The organism is Rhodanobacter sp. OR87, assembly GCF_000473345.1.
Classification (GTDB): Bacteria; Pseudomonadota; Gammaproteobacteria; order Xanthomonadales; family Rhodanobacteraceae; genus Rhodanobacter; species Rhodanobacter denitrificans.
Genome location: NZ_AXBJ01000004.1, coordinates 221,485 through 236,205, shown reverse-complemented (window position 1 = coordinate 236,205; position 14,721 = coordinate 221,485). Strand labels below are relative to the sequence as shown.

Sequence of the window (14,721 nt, the reverse complement as noted above, 5' to 3'; positions counted from 1 at the left end):
AGGTCATCCCGGCACAGGCCGGGATCCAGTGAAAGAGCCGTCCCGGCGGAAGCCGGGACACAACGTCAAGGCAACACGCTGGATTCCGCCTGCACCGGAATGACGAGTTAAAACCATTCGAGGTTTTCCATGGATCGTTCGCTCTATGTAGCCATGACCGGCGCCACGCAGATGATGCGCGGGCAGTCGGAGGTGGCGCACAACCTGGCCAACGCCGACACGGTCGGCTTCAAGGCGCAGCTGTCGGCGTTCCAGCCGCTGGCGGTGCAGGGTCCGGGCCTGCCCACGCGGATCAACGGCGTGGCGCAGGGGCTGGGCGTGGACCTGCGCGAGGGCGGCCAGATCGAGACCGGCCGCGAGCTGGACGTGGCGGTGCAGGGCGCCGGCTGGATCGCGGTGCAGGGCGCCGACGGCAGCGAAGGCTATACCCGTGCCGGCGAGCTGCGGCTGACCCCCGACGGCCTGCTCACCGACGCCCGCGGCAACCTGGTGCTCGGCGACGGCGGCCCGATCAGCGTGCCGCAGAGCGCGCACGTGAACATCGGCGCCGACGGCACGGTGTCGGTGGTGCCGATGGGGCAGGGTCCGGAGACGATCGCCGCGGTCGGCCGCATCAAGCTGGTCAACCCGGCCGCCGACCAGCTCGCGCTGGGCAGCGACGGGTTGATGCACCTGGCCGGCGGCGCCACGGCGGATGCCGACCCCGCGGTGACGCTGAAGTCCGGCGTGCTCGAATCCAGCAACGTCAACCCGGCGCAGACGCTGGTGCAGATGATCCAGCTCTCGCGCCAGTACGAGCTGCAGATCCGCGCCATCCACAGCGCCGACGAAAACGCGCAGTCGGCCTCGCGATTGCTGCAGATGACCTGATCACACGAATTTCATAAAGACATCCAGACGTCCAGACGGAGTCCATCGACATGTTCTCATCCCTGTGGGTAGCCAAGACCGGCCTCGATGCGCAGCAGACGCGCATGGACGTGATCTCGAACAACCTCGCCAACGCCAACACCACCGGCTACAAGAGCGCGCGCGCCTCGTTCCAGGACCTGGTCTACCAGAACCTGCGCCAGCCCGGCGGCCAGACCACCGAGCAGACCCAGGCGCCGTCCGGCCTGATGCTGGGCACCGGCGTGCGCGTGGCCGGCAGCGAGAAGCTGTTCACCCAGGGCAACATCGAGCAGACCGGCAACTCGCTGGACGTGGCCGTGCAAGGCCGCGGCTTCCTGCAGGTGACGATGCCCGACGGCTCGATCGCCTATACCCGCGACGGCTCGCTGCACATGGACCAGAACGGGCAGATCGTCACCGCCAACGGCTACGCGATCGATCCGGCCATCAGCGTGCCGGCCAACGCGCAGAGCATCACCATCGGCAGCGACGGCACCGTCAGCGTGAGCGTGCCGGGCCAGGCCGCGACGCAGCAGATCGGCACCGTGCAGCTGGCCGACTTCATCAACCCCGCCGGCCTGCAGCCGAACGGCGACAACCTCTACCTGGAAACCGCCTCCAGCGGCTCGCCGCAGATCGGCCAGCCCGGCCTGAATGGCCTGGGCACGCTGGCGCAGGGTGCGCTGGAAAGCTCCAACGTCAACGTGGTGGAGCAGATGGTCAACATGATCGAGACCCAGCGTACCTACGAGATGAATTCCAAGGCGGTGTCCGCCGCCGACTCGATGCTGCAGTTCCTCACCAACAAGACCTGAGGCATGTCGTGATGTTCGATCGCCGTTTTCCATTCGTGCTGTGCGCGCTGACCTTGCTGGCCGGTTGCGCCACCGGCCCGCGCACGCACGACGATGCCGAATGGGCGCCCACGCCGCCGCCCGCAGCGCAGATCGCGCCGGGGCAGGCCGACGGCGCGATCTACCACGACCAGCAGAACATGGAACTGTTTGCCGACCCGCGCGCGCACCGCGTGGGCGACATCCTCACCGTGGCGCTGGTGGAGAGCACCCAGGCCAGCAAGAAGGCCACCACCACCACCAGCAAGACCGACAAGGCGAAGATCGCGTCGCCCACCATCCTCGGCCAGGGCATTTCGATCGGCGGCAAGGCGGCGAACATCGGGCTGGACGGCGAACGCAGCTTCGACGGCGCCGGTTCCAGCACGCAGAGCAACCAGCTCACCGGGCAGATCACCGTCACCGTGGCGCAGCGCCTGGCCAACGGCAACCTGCTGGTGCGCGGCGAGAAATGGCTGACCATCAACCAGGGCCAGGAGCTGGTGCGCATCTCCGGCATCGTGCGCCCGCAGGACATCGGCCAGGACAACGTGGTGCCGTCCACCCGCGTGGCCGACGCGCGGATCAGCTACACCGGCCGCGGCACCCTGGCCGACGCGAACACGCGCGGCTGGCTGTCGCGCTTCTTCAATTCCAAGTGGATGCCCTTCTGATGAGCCCGTCGCCACGCTCCACCGTAGGAGCCCGCTCGCGGGCGATGCGTTTGTTCCGGGATGACCAGACATTCGTCTGTTGGAAGCCGGGGTTCGGGATGACCAGACATTCGTCTGTTGAAAGCCGGGATTCGGTAAGGTCAAAGGCAAAGGCATCGCCCGCGAGCGGGCTCCTACGTGTGTTCCTGCTTGTCGTGGGGGTTCTGCTCGTCGCCCCCGCCCATGCCGACAAGATCCGCGACCTCGCCTCGGTGGCCGGCGTGCGCAGCAACCAGCTGATCGGCTACGGCCTGGTGGTGGGCCTGGACGGCTCGGGCGACCAGACCACGCAGGCGCCGTTCACCACGCAGAGCCTGGAGAACATGCTGCAGCAGTTCGGCATCACCGTGCCGGCCAGCGCGCGGCCGCAGCTGAAGAACGCGGCGGCGGTGATGGTGACCGCGGACCTGCCGCCGTTCGCCAAGCCGGGCCAGACCATCGACGTCACCGTCGCCTCGATCGGCAACGCCAAGAGCATCCGCGGCGGCCAGTTGCTGATGGCGCCGCTGCGCGGCGCCGACGGCAACGTCTACGCGGTGGCGCAGGGCAGCGTGGTGGTCGGCGGTATCAGCGCGCAGGGCAAGAGCGGCTCTAGCGTGCAGGTCAACATCTCCGCCAGCGGGCGCATCCCCAACGGCGCCTCGGTGGAGCGCATCGTGCCCTCGTCGTTCGCCGGCGGCGACCTGATGCTTAACCTCAACACCGCCGACTTCACCACGGCCACGCGGATCGCCACGGCGATCAACCGGGCCTACGGCGCCGGTACCGCGCAGCCGCTCGACGGCGGCTCGGTGTCCGTGCGCGGGCCGCAGGATCCGGCGCAGAAAGTGGCATGGCTGGGCGCGATCGAGAACCTCGACGTGCAGCCGGGCGATGCCCCGGCGCGCATCGTGGTGAACTCGCGCACCGGCACCGTGGTGATCGGTTCCGACGTGCGGGTCAGCGCCGCCGCGGTGGCGCACGGCGCGATCCAGGTCACCATCAGCGAGCAGCCCCAGGTCAGCCAGCCGGCGCCGTTCGGCCGCGGGCAGACCGCGGTGGTGCCCAGCAGCAGCGTGCAGGTCAGCGAAGAGGGCGCGCACATGTTCAAGTTCGGCCCCGGCGTGAGCCTGGACACCATCGTGCGCGCGGTGAACCAGGTCGGCGCCACGCCGAGCGACCTGATCTCGATCCTGCAGGCGCTGAAGCAGGCCGGTGCGCTGCACGCGGACCTGGTCGTGATCTAGGCGACGGGATCACCATGACACCGATCAACCGCCCCTCGCCCGCGCTCGATACCTGGACCGAGCTGTCCGGGTTCCAGCAGCTGCGCGCGCAGGCGCGCAGCGACGGCGGCAAGAGCGCGCTGCCGGCCGTGGCGAAGCAGTTCGAGGCGATCTTCACCCAGATGATGCTGAAGTCGATGCGCGACGCCAACGCCGGCATGGGCAGCGACATCGCCGGCAGCGAGCAGGTCGACTCCTATCGCCAACTGTTCGACCAGCAGCTCTCACTGAGCTTGGCCAACGGCAACAACGGCCTCGGCATCGCGAAGATGCTGGTGCGCCAGCTGGGCGGCAAGCCGCCGACGGCCGCCGTCGATGCCCATGGGCGGTTGCCGCTGCCCACTGCCGATGTGGCCAACGCCAACGTGCGCGCGCTGCTGCAACTGGGCGCCGGTGGTGGCGCGGCTGACGGGGCCGACGAGGCGGCCGGCAGTACCGGCATCATGGCCATGCCCTCGACCGCCGACGCCGGCTCGGCATGGCGCCAGGCACTGGACCGCATGGCGCAGGGCGCGCTCGAGGCGGCCGGCAGCGCGGCGCAGCTGCTGCCGGGCGGCGACCCGGTGGGTTTCGTCCGCGCGCTGGCGCCGCACGCCGAGCAGGCGGCGAAGCAGTTGGGCGTGTCGGTGCGCGCGCTGCTGGCGCAGGCGGCGCTGGAAACCGGCTGGGGCAAGCACCTGCCCAGCCACCGTGACGGTAGCAGCAGCTTCAACCTGTTCGGCATCAAGGCCGGCGGCAGCTGGGATGGCGACAAGGTCAGCGTGCCCACGCTGGAGTACGAGGGCGGCGTGGCGGTGCGCCGTCGCGACCAGTTCCGTGCCTACGACTCGCCATCGGAATCGTTCTCCGATTATGCCCGCCTGCTGACCGACAGCCCGCGTTATGCGCAGGCGCTGGGTCAGGGCGAGAACATCGCCGGCTTTGCGCGGGCACTGGTGCGCGGCGGCTACGCGACCGACCCGGCGTACGCGGCCAAGATCACCGCGATCGCCAACAGCCCGCAGATGCGCGAGGCGCTGGCGGCGCTGCGGTCGTCGGGTGAACTCAAGTGAACGCGGGCCCGGCCGTTACCGTGATCACGTGCCGTGCCGTTCCGGCGGCGCCCCAGGTGTCGAGGATGATCCATGGCTGACATGCTTTCGACCGGCGTGTCCGGACTGCTTGCCGCGCAGATCGGGCTCAGCACGGTAAGCCACAACGTGGCCAATGCGAACACCGACGGCTACAGTCGCCAGCTGGTGTCGTACGCCGCGCGGCTACCCGAGGGGCAGGCCAACTACTACGTCGGCACCGGCGTTAATACCGTGGCGGTGCAGCGCGCCTACAGCCAGTTCCTGAACAGCTCGCTGTGGTCGGCCACCTCGGCGCAGGGCCGTGCCAGCAGCATGGACAGCCTCACCGGCCAGCTCAATGACCAGCTGTCCGGCAACAGCAACCTACAGACCTCGCTGGACAGTTTCTTCGGCGCCGTGCAGGACATGGCCAACGCGCCGTCGGACGCGGCCTCGCGCCAGGTGCTGCTGGCCCGCGCGGGCGGGCTGGCCAGCACCTTCCGCGCGCTGTCCGGCCAGTTCAATCAGCTTTCCGGCCAGGTACAGCAGCAGATCGGCGAGGCGGTCGATGCGATCAACAGCGACAGCCAGTCGATCGCCAGGTTGAACGGGCTGATCCGTTCCTCGCAGGCCACCGACGGTACGCCGCCGGCCGACCTGCTCGACCAGCGCGATGCGCTGGTGAAGAAGCTGGCCGGCCAGGTCGGCATCAGCGTGGTGCCGCAGAACGACAACACCCTCAGCGTGTTCGTGGGCAACGGCCAGGCGCTGGTCACCGGCACCGAGGCGCACGCGCTGGGCACCGCGCCCAACATGTACGACGCCACCCGGCTGGAAGTGGTGGGCGCGGCGTCCGGCGCCGTGCTGAGCGGGCGCATCGGCGGCGGCACCTTGGGCGCCCTGCTGGATTTTCGCGGCAACGTGCTCGATCCCGCGCAGAACCAGCTGGGCCGTGCCGCACAGGCGCTGGCCAGTACGTTCAACGCACAGCACGCGCAGGGCATGGACCTGCGCGGCGAGCTCGGCGGCACCTTCTTCGACGTGGCCGGCCCGACCGTGCAGGCGGCCAGTACCAACAGCGGCAGCGGCACGCTGGGCGCCGCCATCGGCGACATCGGCGCGCTGACCGGCAAGGATTACGTGCTGAGCTACGACGGCAGCAGCTGGCGCATGCGCGACACCAGCGGCAACAGCGTCGCGTTGAGCGGCAGCGGCACCAGCGCCGATCCGTTCGTCGCCGCCGGGCTGAGCCTGGTGGTGGGCGGCAGCGCGAACGCCGGCGACAGCTTCCGCGTGCAGCCCAGCCGCAACGCCGCTGCGAGTTTCTCGGTGGCAATCGACGACCCCGACAAGGTCGCCGCCGCCGCGCCGCTCAAGGCCACTGCCGCGGCCGGCAACACCGGCACCGCAGCAGCGGCAGTCAGCGTCAGCGACGGCAGCAACCCCAACCTGTTCAACAGCAGCTCCGTGGTGTTCGCCTCGACCACCAGCTACAGCATCGACGGCGGCCCGGCGCAGGTCTTCACCCCCGGTCAGCCGATCGTCCACAACGGCTGGAGCCTGCGGTTCGGCGGCGCACCGCAGGCCGGCGACAGCTTCGGCGTGCAGGCCAACAGCAACGCGCAGGGCGACAACAGCAACGCGCTGATGCTGGGCAAGGTGGCCAATCTCGGCGTGCTCGACGGCGGCGTCACCAGCGCCGGCCGTGCCTACAGCCAGCTGGTCGGCCAGGTCGGCAGCGCCGGCGCGCTGGCCAAGGACGACCTGACCACGCAGACCGCGGTGTACCACCAGGCGATGAGTTCGCAGCAGAGCGTGTCCGGCGTGAACCTGGACGAGGAAGCCGCCAACCTGCTGCGCTACCAGCAGGCCTACCAGGCTTCCGCGCAGGTCATCAGCACCGCCAACAACATCTTCGGCGCGCTGCTCAGCGCCGTGAAGGGGTAAGCCATGCGCGTTTCCACCAGCTGGATGCAGCAGCAGTCCGTCGGCAGCATGATGGAGCGGCAGAGCGACCTGTCCAACCTCAACATCCAGTTGAGCACCGGCAAGCGCATCAACCAGCCGTCCGACGATCCGGTAGGTGCAGCGCGCGCACTGGATCTGACCCATCTCACCGCCGACGCCGCGCAGTACCAGCGCAACATCACCAGCGCCAACGCGCGGCTGGGGCTGGAAGACCAGACCCTGTCCAACGTCAGCAACGTGCTGGGCCGCGTGCGCACGCTGCTGCTGCAGGCCGCCAACGGTTCGCAGACCGATCAGACCCGCGGCGACATCGCCGCCGAGATGCTGCAGCTGCGCCAGCAACTGCTCGGCCAAGCCAACAGCAAGGACGGCCAGGGCGACTACCTGTTCGCCGGCAACCGCACCGGCACGATGCCGTTCGTCGCGCAGAACGGCGTGAGTTACGTCGGCGACGACGGCCAGCGCATGGTCGCCGCCGGCCCCGGCCTGCAGGTGGCCACCGGCGATCCGGGCAGCACGGTGTTCGCCGACATCCCCACCGGCAACGGCACGTTCGCGGTCAGTGCCGCTGCAGCCAACACGGGCGGCGCGGTGGCCGGCGCCAGCAGCGTCAGCAACCCCAACGCGAATCCCTCGGCGTGGGGCGGTGGCAGCTATCGCATCGTGTTCACCGCGGCCAATGCGTATGAAGTGCGCGATGGCGCCGGCACGGTGCTGAACAGCGGCAGCTACGACGCCACCATCGGCGGCAGCATCAACTTTCGCGGTGCGCAGGTAGCGTTCAGCGGTAAGCCCAATGCGGGCGACGCGTTCGCGCTGGGCGCCTCCGCCAGGCAGGACGTGTTCACCACGCTGGACAAGATCATCGCCACGTTGCGCCAGCCCAACGGCGGCGGCGCGGACATGCAGAACAGCATCAACACGCAGTTCGCCAATCTCGACCAGGCGATCGACACTATCAGCCGCACGCGCGGCATGGTCGGCGCGCGCATGAATGCGCTCGACCAGCAACGCGGACTCAACGACGACCTCACGCTGCAGTACAAGGGCGCGCTGTCGGACGTGCAGGACCTGAACTACTACGACGCGATCAGCCAGCTCGGTGCGCAGACCACGGCGTTGCAGGCGTCACAGCAGACGTTCACCAAAATCCAGGGTTCAAAATTGTTCGACTATTTGCGTTGACAAGGCTCAAGTTTCCATGGTGGGGGTCGAAACAGTGTCTGAGGCGGCGGTGTTCCCATCGGAATCCCCGCTGGCTACCACCGCCGGCCACCGGCACCTACGACCCCTTCTGGAGATACTCCCATGGTCATGAGCGTCAACACCAACATCAGCTCGCTGAATGCCCAGCAGAACCTGGCCAAGTCGCAGAGCAAACTCGCCACCGCGATCGAACGCCTGTCCTCCGGCATGCGCATCAACAGCGCGAAGGACGATGCCGCGGGCCTCGCCATCTCGACCCGCTTCACCACCCAGATCAACGGCTTGAACCAGGCCGTGTCGAACGCGAACGACGGCATCTCGCTGGCGCAGACCACCGAGTCGGCGCTGAACGAGGTGACCAACAACATGCAGCGCATCCGTACGCTGGCGGTGCAGTCGGCCAACGCCACCAACTCCGACAGCGACCGCGCCGCGCTGGATGCCGAAGTGCAGCAGCGCCTGTCGGAAATCACCCGCATCTCGCAGCAGACCACGTTCAACGGCCGCCACGTGCTCGACGGCAGCTTCGGCAGCGCCGCGTTCCAGATCGGCGCCAACGTCGGCGAGACGATCTCGGTCAACCTGAGCCAGGGCGCGGGCGCCAAGCAGGTCGGCCAGATGGCCAATACGCAGAGCGTCGACCTGGGCGCGATGTTCACCGTCAGCGCGGCGGCGCCGGGCACGGCGACCAGCCTGGTGATCGGCGCGTCGACCGTCGTCGCCGCGGGCGACCTGTCCATCGGCGGCACCGCCGTGGCCGCCGGCACCTACACCGGTGCCCAGTTCGCCGCCGCGATCCAGACCGCGGGCGGCGCCGGCGTCACCGCGACCTTCGACGGCACCAGCAACAAGATCACCATCAGCAACACCAACGCGGCGGCAGTGGCGATTGCCGGCACCAAGCAGGCGACCTATTTCAGCACCACCAGCGTCGCCGCGCAGACGCCGGCCTCCACCGGCATCCTCACGCTGGCCACCGGCGACCTGACGATCCAGTCGGCAAGTGGCGGCGCCGCCGTCGACATGAACGGCACCTACAACAGCGCGCAGAACCTGGTCGATGCGATCAACGCCAAGGGCGTCGCCGGCGTCTCGGCCTACTACGACAGCACCAGCCACATGGTGCACCTGAACTCGCAGTCGGCGTTGACCGTGAACGGCACCAAGTCCGGCGCGGGCGCAGGCAACCTGGGCTTCACCGGCGCGGGCGCCACCGCGATCGCCACCGGCGGCAGCCTGTCCGGCAGCGATGTGAAGACGGTGGCCGGCGCCAACGACACCATCAGCCGCATCGACGCCGCGCTGAGCACGGTCAGTTCGATGCGCAGCGACCTCGGCGCGGTGCAGAACCGCTTCCAGTCCACCATCGCCAATCTGCAGACCATCTCGCAGAACCTCAGCTCGTCGCGCAGCCAGATCCAGGATGCCGACTTCGCCGCGGAAACCGCGAACATGTCCAGCGCAAACATCCTGCAACAGGCCGGCGTCTCGGTGCTGGCACAGGCCAACGCCTCCACCCAGAGCGTGCTCAAGCTGCTGCAGTAACGAGGTAACCCGGAACGGCCGCGAGCAGTTCGCGGCCGTTCCCTTCATTTCAGGAACCCACACCCATGGCGATCACCGTAGGCTCCACCACACCCACTTCGGGTTTGCTGACCTCCATGGGTGTGGGTTCCGGGCTCGACGTGGCCAGCCTGGTCAGCCAGCTGGTCGCCGCGAAGAAAGCACCGCAGCAGAACCAGATCACCAGCCAGGCCAACGCGGCGAACACCCAGCTCTCGGCGCTGGGTCAGGTCAGCGCCGCGCTTTCCGCCTTGCAGTCGGCGATGGCTCCGCTCACCGACGGCAGCGCCTTCACCGCGCGCACGGTAGGCAGCAGCGACACCACCGTACTTGGCGCCAGCGCCACCGGCACTCCCGTCAACGGCAGCTACAACATCGTCGTGACGCAGCTGGCCAGCGCGCTGAAGGCGTCGTCCGGCGCATTCGCCAGCAGCACCACTGCGGTCGGCACCGGCACGCTGACCATCGCGGTGGGCAGCCAGTCGATGAGCCTCACCCTCGACAGCACCAACAATTCGCTGGCGGCGATCCGCGATGCGATCAACGGCGCCAGCACCAACCCCGGCGTGAGCGCCACCATCGTCACCGGCACCGACGGCGCGCACCTGGTGCTGAGCGGCACCCGCACCGGCGCGGCGAACGGTTTCTCGGTAAGCAGCAGCGGCGGCGACGGCAAGCTGGCGGCGCTGAAATACGATCCGGCGGCCACCACCGGCAACGGGCTGAGCGTGGTCACCGCGGCGGCCGACGCGAAGTACAGCATCGACGGCCTGGCCGCCAGCAGCGCCGGCAATACCGTCAGCAGCGCGATCGACGGCCTCACCCTGAGCCTGGTCAAGGCCGGCAGCAGCACGCTGAGCGTGACCAGCGACAGCAGCAAGGCCACCGGCGCACTCACCAACCTGGTCAACACCTACAACAGCTTCGTCGGGATCTACCAGAACCTGACCAGGTACGACGCCACCAGCGGCACCGCCGGCGCACTGCTCGGCGACGCCACGCTCAACGGCATCAACAACACCTTGTCGAGCATCATCGGCGGCACCGCCAACGGCGCCTCGCTGTCCTCGATCGGCATCTCGCTGCAGGTGGACGGCACGCTGAAGTTGGACAGCGGCAAGCTGGCGACCGCGCTCGGCGACGGCGGCAAGCAGGTGGGCGCCCTGTTCGGTGGCACCAACGGCTTCGCGGCGAAGCTCAATGCTCCGCTGACCAGCTGGGTCGGCAGCCAGGGCGTGCTGGCCAGCCGCACCAGCAGCATCGGCCAGCAGCTGAGCGACCTGGCCAACCAGCAGACCGCGCTGAACAGCCGCATGGACAGCCTCACCGCGCTCTACCAGGCGCAATTCACCGCGCTCGACACGTTGATGTCCAAGCTCAACAGCACCAGCACCTACCTGCAGCAGCAGTTCGACGCGCTTACCAACAGCAGCAAGAAGTAAGAGGACACGGTCATGGGATTCGGCTACGGCGCAGGCGCCTATCAACAAGTCCGCTCGCACGGCGGGGTGGAGTCGGCCGATCCGCACGGGCTGATCACGCTGCTGATGGATGGCGCGCTGGAGCGCCTGGTGAAGGCCCGCGCGCACATGCTGCGCGGCGAGGTCGCGGCGAAGGGCGAGGCGATCTCGCGTTGCATCGAGATCATCGGCGGCCTGCGCGGCAGCCTCGATCCCAAGGCGGACCCGGTGCTGGTCGGCCGGCTGGATTCGCTCTACGACTACATGAGCCGCCGCCTGCTGCAGGCCAACCTGCGCGACGACGCCAGCCTGATCGACGAGGTCAGCAACCTGCTGCAGCCGGTCCGCGACAGCTGGGTGCAGATCGCTCCGGCCGCCAGCCAGCGGGTGGCAGGCGCGTGAGCATGGACGTCCTCGAACTCGCGCTCGGGCTGACCCGCGCGATGCTGGCCGCTGCGCAGGCGCAGGAGTGGCCGCGGCTGATCGAGCTGGAGGCCGAGCGTGAACCGTTGCTGCTGCGCCGGCACGCGTCCGACCCGGACAGCCTGGCCCGGCTGGACGAGATTCTGGCGTACGATCGCCAGCTGCAGGCCATCGTCGGCCGCGCGCGGGACTCGGCGGCCGAACAATGGCAGCAGGAAACCGACCGCGCCCGCGCGATCGCCGCCTACGCCCGGCCGTGATCGCCGGCGGCGGCTGAGGGTCTGTGCAACGGGCGCATGGGCCAGTCCGGACGTGTGTCGGACTGGCGAGGGAAACGGCCGCAGGAAGCGGTTTTTTTCATCAGCGCCTTGCTTCCCCTTCCGAAAGCCGCCGGCGTGGCGGTTTCGGCTTCACCGCGTCGCGGAGCCACGCCATGACCTCAGACAGCACGTCCCCGGGCAAGACGACCTCCGGCATTACGGCATCGGGCGGCGCGGCAGTGGCCGGCTGGGACGATTTCGAGCAACGGGTCAGCTGCGAGGAGAGCCTGCATGCCGACGGCGAGCCGCTGGCCTGGCCGCCCTCGCCGGCGTTGCTGCAGCAGCTGGCCGAACGCAACGCGAACGTGCTGGCGGCGATCGCCGCGCTGGAGGAGCGCCGCGCCGACAGCGGCGAGGACGACAGCCCGCTGATGCAGGAAATCCTGCGGATGGACGCCAAGCTCAACGTACTGGTGGAAATCGTCAACAGCCTGCTGGTGCCCGACAGCGTGCTGCCGCCGCGGCAGCTGCTGCGCTTCAATGCGATCGGCGCGCTGTTGCCCGCCGGCCTGGCGCCGGCCGGCGGCGGGCTGCTGCTGCGCATCCGTTTCGACCTGTGCCGCAGCCTGCCGCTCGAACTCGCCGCGCAGGTGCAGCGTCAATTCGACGATGGTCGAGTGTTCGTGATTTTTGCGCCATTGGGCGAGGCACTGAGTGACGCAATTGAGCGTCTGGTTTTCCGCCATCACCGACGCAAAGTGGCAGGGGCGCGCCAGCCGGTGGCGTGAGGCGGGATCCGGTCGATGCATCGGATGTGATGCAGTTCGCAATTGCGAAACTCCGCTGGCGCTTCTCTCGACGCCGGTCACATTTGGCATGTGCGCCAGGCCATGCCGCGAACGTCGTGTAAATCGTCCATGTTTCATGCAGTTAGGGAACACGGTTACGCATGTTTGTCGACGCGGCGGTGGCAGTTTTTCCGACAGGTGACATTTTGTCGTCGCGATGGCCGGAAACATTGGCCTCCTAATTGCTCATGGTTCATCAGGCCGGCAACGGAAGCCCGGCACCGATGAAAAAGCGCTCCCGCTGGAAGCATGGGGCCGCCAAAACGAGCAGTGTGGATAAGGAGAGAGCGATGCAGAAATTCGACTTCCTGGTCATCGAATCCGATGAGGCGCGTGTGGATTTCGTGCTCTCGGCACTTCACTTCCTGGGCTACCGGCCGCAACACGGCGCCGCCTGCGGCGAGGTGGACGAATCCACCCACGCATGGCGCGCCGTGTACATCGGCAGCGTTGCCGACGCCGCCGAGGCGGAGCGCCAGTTCGCCCTGCTGGGCGCCGCCGTGTCGCACGTGCCGGTGCTGCTGGCCGGCGATTCGCCTTGGGTCGAGCGCTTCAGCACGGCGTCGTCGCCGTTTGCCGCGCGGATGGCCACGCTGGAGTTTCCGCTGCGCTACGAGAAGATGGCCGAGGCCATGCGCAACATCTATGCGCGCCTGCTCGGCGGCCAGTCCGGCGCGCTGCGCTTCGTCGGCAACTCGGCACCGATGATCCGCGTCAACGGCTTGATCCGCCAGGTCGCGCCGTTCGATTCCACCGTGCTGGTGCTGGGCGAGTCGGGCACCGGCAAGGAAATGGTGGCACGGGCGATCCACGAGCATTCGCCGCGTCGCGACAAGCCGTTCGTGGCGATCAACTGCGGGGCGATTCCGGCGGAGCTGCTGGAGAGCGAATTGTTCGGCCACGAGAAGGGCTCCTTCACCGGTGCGATCAGCGCGCGCAAGGGTCGCTTCGAAATGGCCGAAGGCGGCACCCTGTTCCTCGACGAGGTCGGCGACATGAGCCTGCCGATGCAGGTGAAGCTGCTGCGCGTGCTGCAGGAGCGTGCCTACGAGCGGGTCGGCGGCAGCAAGACCCTGCGCTGCGACGTGCGCATCATCGCCGCCACCCACCGCAACCTGGAAGAGTCGATCGCCAGCGACCGCTTCCGCGAGGACCTGTTCTACCGGCTCAGCGTGTTCCCGCTCGAACTGCCGTCGCTGCGCGAGCGGCTGGACGACCTGCCGGTGCTGATCGGCGAGTTCAACCAGCGCCTCGCCCGCCGCGGGCTCGGCGTGGTGCGCTTCAGCGCCGGCGCGATGCAGGCGCTGCGCGAGCATGCCTGGCCGGGCAACGTGCGCGAGCTTTCCAACCTGGTCGAGCGCATGGCGATCCTGTTCCCGCACGGCGAGGTGCGCGGCAGCGACCTGCCGAAGAAGTACCGCGGCCAGCAGGCCGTCGACGAAGTGCACGGTGCGGCATTGCTGGCGCTGATGGACGACGAGCTGCCGCCGTGCGAAGCCGGCGTGCATCCGGTAGCCGAGGCGCTGCGCACGCTGCCGGAGCAGGGCCTGGACCTGAAGGACCACCTGGCCGACATCGAGGTGGGGCTGATCCGCCAGGCGCTCGACGTCACCGGCGGCGTGGTGGCGCATGCCGCGCGGCTGCTGCACATGCAACGCACCACGCTGGTGGAAAAGCTGCGCAAGTACGGCTTGCAGAACAGCCTGGCGGCGTGAGGGCCGGGAATGGGGAATGAGGAGTCGGGAAGCGCGTCAGCCTTTGCATTTGCGATTCCCTGCTCCCCATTCCCTATGCCCGGAAAAACTGGCACGCCTCGTGCAACCACTCACTCGAAACCCCGTCACGCGTCGGGAATCCGTCATGAGGACGCATCGCGATGAGCACCATCGACGTCAACAACCTGCTGTCCCAGATGCGCCAGATGACCGCGCAGGTGCGTGCGCCGGAAGCGGCGGTGAAGCCGGCAGCCGCCGTCGGGCAGGCGGATTTCTCCGACGTGCTCAAGCAGTCGTTGTCCGCCGTGGGCCGCAACCAGCTGGAAGCCGGCCGCTTGGCGGCGAGCTTCGAGCGCGGCGACCCCGGCGCCGACCTCGGCCGCACGATGATCGCGGTGCAGAAGGCCGACCTGTCCCTGCGCACGGTGGTCGAGGTGCGCAACAAGCTGGTCGATGCCTACAAGGAAATCATGAACATGCCGGTCTGACGCGCATGCGCCGAGCCGGTTCCGTCCCCTAGCCAA

At 68.4% G+C, this 14,721-nt stretch carries 14 protein-coding genes; all 14 read left to right on the top strand.

The features are described 5' to 3' along the window. Nucleotides 1-129: 129 nt before the first annotated feature. Nucleotides 130-870: a flagellar basal-body rod protein FlgF gene (flgF, locus tag RHOOR87_RS0105755; RefSeq protein WP_015448515.1), complete on the top strand. Its 741-nt coding sequence runs from the start codon at nucleotides 130-132 to the stop codon at nucleotides 868-870. Between the two features lie 50 nt (nucleotides 871-920). Continuing rightward, nucleotides 921-1,706 carry a flagellar basal-body rod protein FlgG gene (gene flgG, locus RHOOR87_RS0105750; RefSeq protein ID WP_027484479.1) on the top strand — a complete coding sequence of 262 codons (786 nt, stop codon included), beginning with the start codon at nucleotides 921-923 and terminating at the stop codon, nucleotides 1,704-1,706. Between the two features lie 11 nt (nucleotides 1,707-1,717). Next, nucleotides 1,718-2,398: a flagellar basal body L-ring protein FlgH gene (flgH, locus tag RHOOR87_RS0105745; RefSeq protein ID WP_027484478.1), complete on the top strand. Its 681-nt coding sequence runs from the start codon at nucleotides 1,718-1,720 to the stop codon at nucleotides 2,396-2,398. A gap of 194 nt (nucleotides 2,399-2,592) precedes the next feature. After that, on the top strand, nucleotides 2,593-3,663 hold the full coding sequence (locus tag RHOOR87_RS0105740; RefSeq protein WP_027484477.1) for a flagellar basal body P-ring protein FlgI: 1,071 nt from the start codon (nucleotides 2,593-2,595) through the stop codon (nucleotides 3,661-3,663). A 14-nt stretch (nucleotides 3,664-3,677) separates the two neighbouring features. Continuing rightward, a complete protein-coding gene (gene flgJ, locus RHOOR87_RS0105735) occupies nucleotides 3,678-4,754 on the top strand; it encodes a flagellar assembly peptidoglycan hydrolase FlgJ (protein ID WP_027484476.1) in 1,077 nt (358 codons plus the stop codon). Nucleotides 4,755-4,826: 72 nt separating this feature from the next. Next, complete coding sequence (gene flgK / locus RHOOR87_RS0105730; protein WP_027484475.1) at nucleotides 4,827-6,701, top strand: flagellar hook-associated protein FlgK; 1,875 nt, start codon at nucleotides 4,827-4,829, stop codon at nucleotides 6,699-6,701. Nucleotides 6,702-6,704: 3 nt separating this feature from the next. Then, the gene (flgL, locus tag RHOOR87_RS0105725; RefSeq protein ID WP_027484474.1) at nucleotides 6,705-7,907 is read left to right on the top strand and encodes a flagellar hook-associated protein FlgL; all 1,203 of its coding nucleotides are present in this window, start codon (nucleotides 6,705-6,707) and stop codon (nucleotides 7,905-7,907) included. 123 nt (nucleotides 7,908-8,030) lie between these two features. Next, complete coding sequence (locus RHOOR87_RS0105720; protein WP_027484473.1) at nucleotides 8,031-9,473, top strand: flagellin; 1,443 nt, start codon at nucleotides 8,031-8,033, stop codon at nucleotides 9,471-9,473. A 65-nt stretch (nucleotides 9,474-9,538) separates the two neighbouring features. Next, entirely contained in the window at nucleotides 9,539-10,933 is a 1,395-nt protein-coding gene (gene fliD / locus RHOOR87_RS0105715; protein ID WP_027484472.1) for a flagellar filament capping protein FliD, read from the top strand. Nucleotides 10,934-10,945: 12 nt separating this feature from the next. Then, the gene (fliS, locus tag RHOOR87_RS0105710) at nucleotides 10,946-11,353 is read left to right on the top strand and encodes a flagellar export chaperone FliS (RefSeq protein ID WP_027484471.1); all 408 of its coding nucleotides are present in this window, start codon (nucleotides 10,946-10,948) and stop codon (nucleotides 11,351-11,353) included. A gap of 2 nt (nucleotides 11,354-11,355) precedes the next feature. Then, nucleotides 11,356-11,634: a flagellar protein FliT gene (gene fliT / locus RHOOR87_RS0105705; RefSeq protein WP_007511363.1), complete on the top strand. Its 279-nt coding sequence runs from the start codon at nucleotides 11,356-11,358 to the stop codon at nucleotides 11,632-11,634. 173 nt (nucleotides 11,635-11,807) lie between these two features. Continuing rightward, the gene (locus RHOOR87_RS0105700) at nucleotides 11,808-12,422 is read left to right on the top strand and encodes a PilZ domain-containing protein (protein ID WP_015448506.1); all 615 of its coding nucleotides are present in this window, start codon (nucleotides 11,808-11,810) and stop codon (nucleotides 12,420-12,422) included. 350 nt (nucleotides 12,423-12,772) lie between these two features. Next, nucleotides 12,773-14,197, top strand: a complete 1,425-nt coding sequence (locus RHOOR87_RS0105695) for a sigma-54-dependent Fis family transcriptional regulator (protein WP_027484470.1) — start codon at nucleotides 12,773-12,775, stop codon at nucleotides 14,195-14,197. Nucleotides 14,198-14,358: 161 nt separating this feature from the next. Next, nucleotides 14,359-14,685 carry a flagellar hook-basal body complex protein FliE gene (gene fliE, locus RHOOR87_RS0105690; protein ID WP_007511357.1) on the top strand — a complete coding sequence of 109 codons (327 nt, stop codon included), beginning with the start codon at nucleotides 14,359-14,361 and terminating at the stop codon, nucleotides 14,683-14,685. The last annotated feature ends 36 nt before the right edge of the window (nucleotides 14,686-14,721 follow it).

What these genes read in the sequence shown, in the direction of transcription:
- RHOOR87_RS0105720 (WP_027484473.1), top strand. Translation starts at nt 8,031, where the DNA reads ATGGTCATGAGCGTCAACACCAACATCAGCTCGCTGAATGCCCAGCAG.
- fliT (WP_007511363.1), top strand. Translation starts at nt 11,356, where the DNA reads ATGGACGTCCTCGAACTCGCGCTCGGGCTGACCCGCGCGATGCTGGCC.
- fliS (WP_027484471.1), top strand. Translation starts at nt 10,946, where the DNA reads ATGGGATTCGGCTACGGCGCAGGCGCCTATCAACAAGTCCGCTCGCAC.
- flgL (WP_027484474.1), top strand. Translation starts at nt 6,705, where the DNA reads ATGCGCGTTTCCACCAGCTGGATGCAGCAGCAGTCCGTCGGCAGCATG.
- RHOOR87_RS0105695 (WP_027484470.1), top strand. Translation starts at nt 12,773, where the DNA reads ATGCAGAAATTCGACTTCCTGGTCATCGAATCCGATGAGGCGCGTGTG.
- flgH (WP_027484478.1), top strand. Translation starts at nt 1,718, where the DNA reads ATGTTCGATCGCCGTTTTCCATTCGTGCTGTGCGCGCTGACCTTGCTG.
- RHOOR87_RS0105700 (WP_015448506.1), top strand. Translation starts at nt 11,808, where the DNA reads ATGACCTCAGACAGCACGTCCCCGGGCAAGACGACCTCCGGCATTACG.
- flgJ (WP_027484476.1), top strand. Translation starts at nt 3,678, where the DNA reads ATGACACCGATCAACCGCCCCTCGCCCGCGCTCGATACCTGGACCGAG.
- fliD (WP_027484472.1), top strand. Translation starts at nt 9,539, where the DNA reads ATGGCGATCACCGTAGGCTCCACCACACCCACTTCGGGTTTGCTGACC.
- flgF (WP_015448515.1), top strand. Translation starts at nt 130, where the DNA reads ATGGATCGTTCGCTCTATGTAGCCATGACCGGCGCCACGCAGATGATG.
- flgK (WP_027484475.1), top strand. Translation starts at nt 4,827, where the DNA reads ATGGCTGACATGCTTTCGACCGGCGTGTCCGGACTGCTTGCCGCGCAG.
- flgG (WP_027484479.1), top strand. Translation starts at nt 921, where the DNA reads ATGTTCTCATCCCTGTGGGTAGCCAAGACCGGCCTCGATGCGCAGCAG.
- fliE (WP_007511357.1), top strand. Translation starts at nt 14,359, where the DNA reads ATGAGCACCATCGACGTCAACAACCTGCTGTCCCAGATGCGCCAGATG.